The organism is Desulfoplanes sp. (assembly GCF_054921335.1).
On the sequence record NZ_JBUDSQ010000020.1, the window covers coordinates 45,364 to 54,716 of the forward strand.

The window sequence follows — 9,353 nt, forward strand, 5'->3', positions numbered from 1 at the left end:
ACAATGCCGGGGTAAAGACTGCCCCGGACGACATCGCGAACACACAAGGGGGCAGACGTGGGCCATGAACCCTATATAAATCTTTGTATCTATCATGTCCTGGATGGACTCAGGCATGGGCTATCCCATTTTTCACCTCCCAGCAGGGCCGCGCTCATCTATGTCAATGACAGGAACGCGCCCCCGCGTATCTATGACCCCCAGAATCTTCTCCTGGGACACGGTCTCAAGCTGGAACAATTTTTTCTTGAAACAGCACTCTGGAGGGAAAAGAGCCGCTGTCCCAAACATGTACGGGTCCTGGAACACGACAAGAACGACGTCCTCGATCTTGCCGGGATCGTCAGTTTCGGGGGACATTCCCATGCCCTGTGTTACCAGATGTGGTTCACGGAGGAGCATCCGGACATGTGCTCCACGGGGCCGACCGAGCGCTGGTTGGAGCACGCCGCATGGCTCTTGAGCCAGGATATCGCATCGAACAACCCATTGTACATCGGGACGTCCGGACTCGTCCTCCAGAACTGTGCCACCCATGCGGTCCGCGATTTTCTTGTGGACAGGCGCGGGGAACTCATGGGCGTGGATACCCGGTTGCGTATCTATCCCGTACTCGACGCCATCCTTTCTATCTCCAAGACCCGTGAAGAAGGGGCCTGGGCACGGGGCCGCCTCGTTTTCGTCGACCCGTCCAAACTCGGGGAGGTCGATTTCCTGGCCTGTTTTCCCGAACAGGAGCGTCCTTCATTGAAGAACCACAAACATGTGCGCAAGCTCCTGCTGTCCGTGGAGCATTGTGCGAGATTTCTGGTCTCCGATGGTGTGCATATCGTCGGGATCGCCCGATCTGGAACCATTCCTTGCTGTTCGGTCGTCGCCGACTTCCGCGGTGAGTACGGTTTCGTCCTGCTGGACGCTATGCCGGTGTGCAGTTTTTCCGACGGCATGTTCCACTCATCCACACGCAAGGCAAAACTGGTGCAGGTCGAGGAAATCCTCCTGGAGACCGATCTCGTTCCGGAACGGCGGACCAGCCTTTTCCAGATCGTTTCGGACATCGTCCACAATGCCGAAGAAAAAAAATTCGGGGCCACCCTGGTCCTTGACCTGAATTCTCCCCCCCACCATATTCCCGGGCAGCATCTGGACACCACCCTTGATCTGCGTGTCCAGGAAAATCGGGAATTCGCCAAATCCCTTTCCCGCGTGGATGGGGCCCTGCACATCGGTGCGGATCTTGGTCTCCACGGGTTTGCCTGTCTTCTGGATGGTCACGCCGTAAAAAGCGAGAACCGGGCCAGAGGGGCCCGGTTCAATTCGGCGCTCAGGTTCACTTCGGAACACGCCAATATGATCATCATCGTTGTTTCGTCCGATCGCCCGGTTTCGGTCATCCAGGGCGGGGTCGAACTGACCGCCCAGTGTGAGTGGCAGCCCATGTTCAGTTGCGTGGAAACCCCGCCGACACTCCAGGAGTGGCTGGAGACTATCGAATAGGGACCAGCCCCACGGCCCCGCGTATCTCGTCCAGGAACGGTCTGCTTATCGCTCTGGCTTTTTCCGCTCCTTCTTGGAGGATGTCCTCGATATCCTGGGGATGCTCCAGCAAATCCTCGTACCGTTTCCTGGGTTCCTTGATGTGGTCGTTGATGCACTCGAAAAGGACCTGCTTCATTTCCCCCCAGGCGATTCCCTCGGCATACCTTTTCCGTATCTCATCCACCTGTTCCGGAGTGGCAAACGCCCTGTAGATGTCGAACAGCGTGTTGTTCTCGGTTGCCTTGGGTTCGCCCGGTTCAGAGGAATCGGTCTTGATCTTCATGATCATCTTGCGCAATTTTTTCTCCGGGCCGAACAGGGGGACGGTATTGTTGTAACTCTTACTCATCTTGCGGCCGTCGAGACCTTTGAGAATGGCCGATTCATCCCCCACCAATGGTTCGGGTAGCGTCAGGAGTCCACCATAGTGGTGGTTGAACCGGGCGGCGATATCCCTGGCCATCTCGATATGCTGGATCTGGTCCTTGCCCACCGGGATCTTGTTCGCGCTGAACAGGAGAATGTCCGCGGCCATGAGTACCGGATAGCAAAACAGTCCCATGGAGATCCCCTTGTCCGGATCCTGGGTTCGTTTTTCCTCGTTCTCGGCTACCTTGGCCTTGTAGGCGTGGGCCCGGTTCATGAGTCCCTTGGCGGTCATGCAGGTGAGGATCCATGTGAATTCGGGGATCTCGCGGATATCCGATTGGCGGTAGAAGATGGCCCTGTCCGTGTCCAACCCCAGGGCGATCCAGGTGGCCGCGATCTCCTTGGTCGACTGCTTGAGCAGCTCTGGGTCTTGGTTTTTTATCAGGGCGTGGTAATCCGAGAGAAAATAGAAACAGGAGGCATTGTCCCGCTTGCTGTTTTCGATGGCCGGGCGGATCGCGCCGGCATAATTGCCCAGATGGGGGGTCCCGCTGGGAGTGATGCCGGTGAGAATGATTTCTTTGTTCATGGGGGTTCCTTGGAGTACTGTCATACAGTGTTCGTCAGATCGGAAGAGTGGTCATTGGATGGGAACGGGACGATCCGTTAGTTCCTCGTACCCGGATGGGAACGCCGTGGTTTTTTTATCGGCAACCCTTTGGGTACCCCGACTCGATGCGGCGGGATTCAGAAAAGCCAGGTGTAGACGGATCCGATGACTACCCTGAAAAAACGTTCGAAAACACCGGTCATCACCAGAAGAATGAGGATGATAAAACCGTAGCGCTCCATCTTCATGTACCCCGCTGCCGCCTTGGGGGGGAGGGCAACCGCGAGGATTTTGCTCCCGTCCAACGGGGGGATGGGCAAAAGGTTGAACGTCCCCAGAACGATATTGATGATCGTTCCGGCTGCGGCAATGTTCACGGCCGGGTATATCACATACTTGGCCAGCTGGGGGGTTGCCGACATGATGACCGAGGCCAGTCCGAGATAGAGCAGGTAGAAGACGGCCGCGAGCACGAAATTGGTCACCGGGCCCGCGAGGGAGACCAGGACGATTCCCTTGCGGGGATTCTGGTAATAACCGGGATTGATGGGCACGGGTTTGGCCCAGCCGATCATTCGGGTAAGCAGAAAGACCAGGGTGCCGATCGGGTCGAGGTGTTTGATGGGATTGAGGGTCAACCGCCCGGCGTTTTTGGCCGTGGGATCGCCAAGGAGATAGGATACATACCCGTGGGCAACCTCATGGCAGATGATGCCGAGAAAGAGCGGGACCGCATATATGGCGATCTGCTGGATGATGTGTGTTATGGATTCGCTGAACATGGAGGTAGCGGCTATCATGGACCCCGTGGCCGGGCAAGGGTTTTATATCCCGGTCCATGGCTGGGTCAGGCCGTGGGCGATGCCCAGATGATCGAGGACGCGTCCGGCTATCTGACAGACGAGATCGTCGATATTCCGGGGGGCGGCGTAGAATCCTGGACACGGGGGAAGAATGGTCGCTCCGGCGTCCATGGCCGCGAGCATGTTCTGCACATGGATGCGTGAAAAGGGGGTTTCGCGGGGAACCAGGACCAGGGGCCGTTTTTCCTTGAGAGTAACGTCCGCGGCCCGGTGGACCAGGTTGGAAGCCAGCCCATGGGCAATGGCACCGAGCGAACCCATGGAACATGGGCAAACGACCATTCCGGCATGGGACCAGGACCCGCTGGCTGGAGGGGCCCCTATATCCTTTTCGTCCCAGATGGCCGTGGCATGGGATTGGAGCAGGGAATAGCCGTTTATGGTTTCTATTTCCAAAACGGTCCTGGCCGCGTCCGAAATAATGACATGGAGTTCTCGATCCGGTAATGGACCAATGGTTTCGGCCAGTTTGAGCGCATATGGCATACCGCTGGCCCCGGTGACGGCCAAAACATGACGCAGAGGAGGGGAGGACATGGCGTGGATTCCCAGAGTCAAAGTTGAAAATAGTCCGCTACCCGCAAAGTGACCGCTTGACAACAGGCAAAAGAAGGGACTAAAGAAAGCCTCCTTTGTGGGCAATTAGCTCAGTTGGATAGAGCGCCAGCCTCCGGAGCTGGAGGCCGCAGGTTCGAATCCTGCATTGCCCACCATAAAAAATACAATAATCTTGATTGGTTGCTTTCAAGATTGTAAAAAGGGCCGTTCGTACGAACGGCCCTTTTTTTGTTTTTTGTTCCAACCATGTTCCCCCCTGGTTGGACAAAATCCAGGGGGGGCCTACCCAGCATCCATTCAAGGGAGCCTCCGGTTGCGATAGGTGGGGGACAGTACCCGGAAGCGGATCCCGTCGGCCCGGATGTCGTTACGCTAATCAGGTGCTTGATCCTTTGTTCAACCGGGTTTATGCAAAATATATATCCAGGGGTTTTTGCAGCGGACCGTTCAAGTATCGCACGTGTCGGCAAAACATTTTACACGGAGATTTTTGATCCAGATGACCGAAAAACTCCCCTTTTTCCAATTCCTGTCCATAGTTGGCTCCGCCATTCTCTGCGTGTTTCTGTGCACGCCCACCGCCCATGGGGCGTCACCGCTTCGGGTGAGGGGGGACAACGATTTCCCTCCCTTTGAGTTTCTTGACCACAGGGGCGAGCCGTCCGGTTTCAACGTGGATATCATGCGGGCCCTCGCCAATACCATGGGGCTGGAGATCCAGATCGAACTCGGCCCCTGGCACGAGGTCCGCAGGGAGATCGAACAGGGGAAGGCCGATATCCTCATGGGCATGTCCCGATCCGAGGAGCGGGATGCCCTGGTCGATTTTTCCATTCCCCACTTCATGTCCTCATTTGCCGTCTTTGTTCCCAACGGGTCGGATATTTCGTCCATCGACCAGATTGGGGCGACCGAAGTGATTGTGCAGGATGGGGGGACCGGGCACGATTATCTACTCAGGGAGAATCTTGCCGAGCGGATTCTCCCGGTAGCAACGGTTGCCAATGCCCTTGTGCTCCTGGATTCCGGCATTGGTGACTGCGCCCTGCTGCCCCGTCTCCAGGCAATGGCCGTTGTTCATGGAAGGGGATTGGAGGGCGTGGTTCCTGTGGGCGAACCCATCCTGCAAAGGGGGTATTGTTTCGCCGTCCCCGAAGGACGGTCGGACCTGGTGGCCATACTCAACGAAGGGTTGAGTATCCTCGAAGATTCCGGAGAATACGACGCCATCTATGAGAAATGGCTGGGTGTCTATGAGAGCGGTCCCCCTCATTACCGTTGGATGGTCCGTCTAGGTCTACTTGTCCTTGTTGTTTTGGCCGGGGTTCTTGCGGTTGTTTCTCTCTGGTCCCGGATTCTCAAAAAGCAGGTCTCCCGGGCGACGAAAGAGCTTCGGGAGAGCCGAGAAAATCTGCGGATCACCCTTTATTCCATGTGGGAGGGTGTGCTCACTACGGACAAAGAGGGACTGATCACCGGCATGAACATGGTTGCCGGATCGCTCACCGGGTGGCCCCGTACAGAGGTCCCGGGGCGGCATATCGATGGTGTCTTCCAGACCCTGGATGTGGTGGACCGAAGACCCTCCCCGGCCTGTATCCCTGAGGTCCTGGCGACCGGTAGAGCGGTCGAGCGTGCGAGTTCGACACTGTTGGTCGCCAAGGACGGTACCGAGCATTACATTGCCCACACCACGGCCCCCATCCGCGACGACACGGGAGTTATCCACGGTATTGTCATCGTTTTTCGGGACATCAGCGAGCCCTATCGAATACGCGAAGCCCTGCAACGCAGTGAGGAACGTTTCCAGCTGGCAATGGAGGCGAGCAGGGACGGTATCTGGGACTGGAACATAATGACAGGGGAGACCTATTACAGCCCGGGGTATGCGGCCATTCTCGGATACGCGAGCACGGAAGTTCCGGCGCATGTCGAGTCATGGAAAGATCTCATCCATCCTAGCGATCGCGATGACGCATTCCGGGCCAACCAGGCGTGTATAGAGGGGCGGTGCGATGATTTTTCCGTGGAATTCCGTATGCGGGCCAAGGATGGCCAGTGGCGGTGGATACTCGGCAGGGGCAAGGCCGTTGCACGCGATGCGGACGGCCGGGCGACCCGCATGGTCGGAACGCACACGGAAATCACCGCCATCAAAGAGGCATCGGAGGCCCTTACGGCCCAGAACAGACGGCATACGACGCTTTTGGGCAACCTCAACGGCATGGCCTATCGTTGTTTGAACGACAAGGACTGGACCATGGAGTTCATCAGCCGTGGCTGTTTGGATCTGACGGGGTATCCGGTCACAGACATCAAAAAAAACAGTCGACTTTCCTATAACGATCTCATCCTCCCCGCATACAGAGAACGGGTCTGGACACAATGTCAGAAAAAGCTCCAAAACCATGAACCGTTCGAGATCGAGTACGAGATAACGACGGCTTCGGGAAAAAATAAGTGGGTATGGGAAAAGGGATGCGGCGTCTTCGACGACAAGGGAAAGCTACAGCACCTTGAGGGATTCGTCACCGACATCACGGAACGGAAACGGATGGAACAGGCCCTGGAAAAAAGGATCGTCGCCCTGACCCAGCCTTTTGACCAAACCGGCGACATCGTTTTCGAGGACCTGTTCAATCTGGAAGAGATGCAACAGCTCCAGGACGAATTCTCCGAAGCGACCGGACTGGCATCACTCATCTGCAGACCCGACGGCACTCCGTTGACCCGGCCCAGCAATTTTACCCGTCTGTGTGCGGGAATCATCCGCGGGACGGACATGGGGAAGTGCAATTGCGAAAAATCGGACGCCCTGGTCGGACGGGTCAACCCGGATGGGCCCATTATTGTGCAATGTGCGAGTTGCGGGCTATGGGACGCGGGAACGTCAATCTCGGTGGGCGGCCTCCATGTTGCCAGCTGGTTGATCGGACAGGTACGGGATGAGAGCCAGAGCGAGGAACAGATGCGTGCCTACGCTCGAAAGATCGGGGGTGATGAAGAGGAGACCGTGCGTGCGTTCCGTGAGGTGCCGGCCATGTCCAGGGAACGTTTTGCAAAGATTGCCCACATGCTTTTTACCTTGGCCAACAGACTCTCGACCACTGCCTATATCAATGTCCAGCAGGCCCGTTTCATAGCCGAAAGGAACACGGCCCTTGAAAAGCTGCACCAGAGTGAGGAAAATCTGCGGACAACCCTGGATTCCATCGGTGACGGTGTCATCGCCACCGATACCGGAGGCAGGGTAACCCGCATGAATCCCGTTGCCGAAGATCTGACCGGTTGGGGCATGGAAGAGGCCTGGGGGGAGCCCCTACACAGGGTTTTTTCCATTATCAACGCCGATACCCGTAAGCCCGTTGACAGTCCGGTGGAAAAAGTTCTGGCGACCAGCAGCATCGTTGGTCTGGCCAACCATACCGTTCTTGTTGCCAGAGATGGAAGTGAATACCAGATTGCGGATTCCGGGGCCCCCATCCGGTCGGACTCCGGGGAAATCCTGGGGGTTGTTCTGGTATTCCGGGATGTCAGCAAGGAGAGTATCCTCCAGGAACAATTGCGCCAGAGTCGGAAAATGGACGCTATCGGACAGCTCGCAGGAGGGGTGGCCCATGATTTCAATAATATGCTCAGCGGTATCATGGGGGCTGCGGAATTGTTGGAGACGAAAGAGAATATCCCGATCGAGGACAGGGACAGATACCTCGATCTCATCCTGCAATCGGCCATCCGGGCCAAGGACCTGACCTCCAAGCTGCTCGCCTTTGGGCGCAAGGAAAAAATGACGGCCGCCCCGGTGGATATCCATACCCTTGTGGAGGACACCGTTGCCATCACCGCGAGGACCATGGACAAAAGGATCAAGACCAATGTCGTTGCCCGGGAGGACAATGCCTGGGTCCACGGGGACGCGTCCACGCTCCAGAACGCTCTGATCAACCTGGTTCTCAACGCCGGGCAGGCCATGCCCGAGGGGGGCGAACTCCATATCGGAACCCGTAACCGCAATGTGGATGGGGATTACTCTGTAGAAAGTCCTTTTGATCTCAGACCGGGCAATCATGTGGAGATCACCGTCACAGACACCGGAACGGGAATACCCCCCGGAGACCTACAAAGGATATTCGAGCCCTTTTTTACCACCAAGACAGCCGGCAAGGGAACCGGGCTCGGACTCGCGGCCGTTTACGGAACCATACGCAGCCACCACGGCGAGATCACCGTGTCGAGCGGGGTGGGAACTGGAACAACCTTCCAGATTTTGCTGCCCTGCGTAAAACCACCCGACACCACTCGGGCAAAGGAACAACCGGTCATCACCGGGACCGAGACCGTCCTGCTTGTGGATGACGAGGAATCCATCCGGGTCACGGAAAAGATGCTTCTCGAGGACATGGGATATTCAGTGGTCTGCGCATCCGACGGCAGGCAGGCTGTCGAGGTCTTCAGAGCGAACCATCGGGAGATAGATGTCGTTGTCATGGACATGCGCATGCCGGAAATGGACGGTCTAGAAGCCCTGGAGAGGATGAAAGAGATCGATCCGGACTGCAGGGTGATCATCGTTTCGGGCTTCACGAACAATGGAACCCTTGAAGAATCCCACCATAACGGCGTGGCCGGGTTCCTCCGTAAGCCCTACAGGATTTCCGAACTGAGCGCGCTCATGGCTAAAGTGCTCCACGCACGATGATCCCCAAAAATATTCCTGTCCGTTTCCGGCTCTCCGAGGGGCATCGGTGTCGGGCGTATCTGCTCCCGGAAGATACGGGCATCACCCAGCCGGGGGGCGCGTACGATGGCCATCCCGCAGATAGATTCACCGCGTACTATAGACAATGGTAATGATGATTTGATCGGGACTGTTTTCCATGAGCCCGACCATCCCGCCGGCATCCCCATGACTGAATATGATATTCAATGATCCGGACTGCTTGGTTTCCATTTCTATGCGTAACCCGTTCCTGGTGAGCGCCTTTTTGTAAAAAAGTGCGATCTCGTCCATGGAACCCTTTGTTTGGAGCATGACCTGCGAGCAGGTTCCCATACATGCAGTCCGCATGATCTCCGATCCCGGGTATTGAGGAATCTTGGTTTTTAGAACATCGGGATATTGCATGGATGCATGGATAACTGGAACGTAATAGAAAAACATACAAAAAAATACGGAAATCCATTTCATTATAAACTCCTTGGACCATCGGATCCATTTTATGGTTGTAGTGCCTTGCGTGTGGAAGTCTGCCATAAAAAACAAAAGAATTCTACAACAGATTGAAAGTAAAACATAATATGTAAAACTGCTGCTTGGACGAATCAGAATCCATTATATTGTATGCGATAGATTGGACATATTGTCCATAAAAAATATTGGTTCACTGTTGTCGTACATAAAAAAAGAGCGAACA

At 55.9% G+C, this 9,353-nt stretch carries 6 protein-coding genes and 1 tRNA gene; 3 read left to right on the forward strand and 4 right to left on the reverse strand.

All coding sequences use genetic code 11. The annotated features are described in order from the left end of the window. Positions 1–57 precede the first annotated feature (57 nt). Complete coding sequence (locus ACY692_RS06485; RefSeq protein WP_462324536.1) at positions 58–1,497, forward strand: DNA integrity scanning protein DisA nucleotide-binding domain protein; 1,440 nt, start codon at positions 58–60, stop codon at positions 1,495–1,497. Here ACY692_RS06485 and ACY692_RS06490 read toward each other — a convergent pair. From ACY692_RS06490 to ACY692_RS06500, 3 genes are all read right to left on the reverse strand, one after another. Further along, the gene (locus tag ACY692_RS06490) at positions 1,487–2,521 is read right to left on the reverse strand and encodes a tryptophan--tRNA ligase (protein WP_462324537.1); all 1,035 of its coding nucleotides are present in this window, start codon (positions 2,519–2,521) and stop codon (positions 1,487–1,489) included. The two genes, ACY692_RS06485 and ACY692_RS06490, sit on opposite strands and share 11 nt — an antisense overlap. A gap of 134 nt (positions 2,522–2,655) precedes the next feature. Then, positions 2,656–3,318, reverse strand: coding sequence for a site-2 protease family protein (locus tag ACY692_RS06495; RefSeq protein WP_462324538.1), 663 nt, complete (start codon positions 3,316–3,318; stop codon positions 2,656–2,658). Between the two features lie 24 nt (positions 3,319–3,342). Then, positions 3,343–3,918 (reverse strand): UbiX family flavin prenyltransferase, encoded by a 576-nt coding sequence (locus tag ACY692_RS06500; RefSeq protein ID WP_462324539.1) that lies wholly within the window; start codon positions 3,916–3,918, stop codon positions 3,343–3,345. Between the two features lie 99 nt (positions 3,919–4,017). On the opposite strand from ACY692_RS06500, the gene ACY692_RS06505 reads away from it, so the two are divergent. Together ACY692_RS06505 and ACY692_RS06510 are read left to right on the forward strand one after the other, a co-directional pair. Continuing rightward, a tRNA-Arg gene (locus tag ACY692_RS06505) sits at positions 4,018–4,094 on the forward strand. Positions 4,095–4,438: 344 nt separating this feature from the next. Then, positions 4,439–8,638: a PAS domain S-box protein gene (locus ACY692_RS06510; RefSeq protein ID WP_462324540.1), complete on the forward strand. Its 4,200-nt coding sequence runs from the start codon at positions 4,439–4,441 to the stop codon at positions 8,636–8,638. A 126-nt stretch (positions 8,639–8,764) separates the two neighbouring features. On the opposite strand, the gene ACY692_RS06515 is transcribed toward ACY692_RS06510, so the two are convergent. After that, complete coding sequence (locus ACY692_RS06515) at positions 8,765–9,007, reverse strand: hypothetical protein (RefSeq protein WP_462324541.1); 243 nt, start codon at positions 9,005–9,007, stop codon at positions 8,765–8,767. Positions 9,008–9,353: the final 346 nt, after the last annotated feature.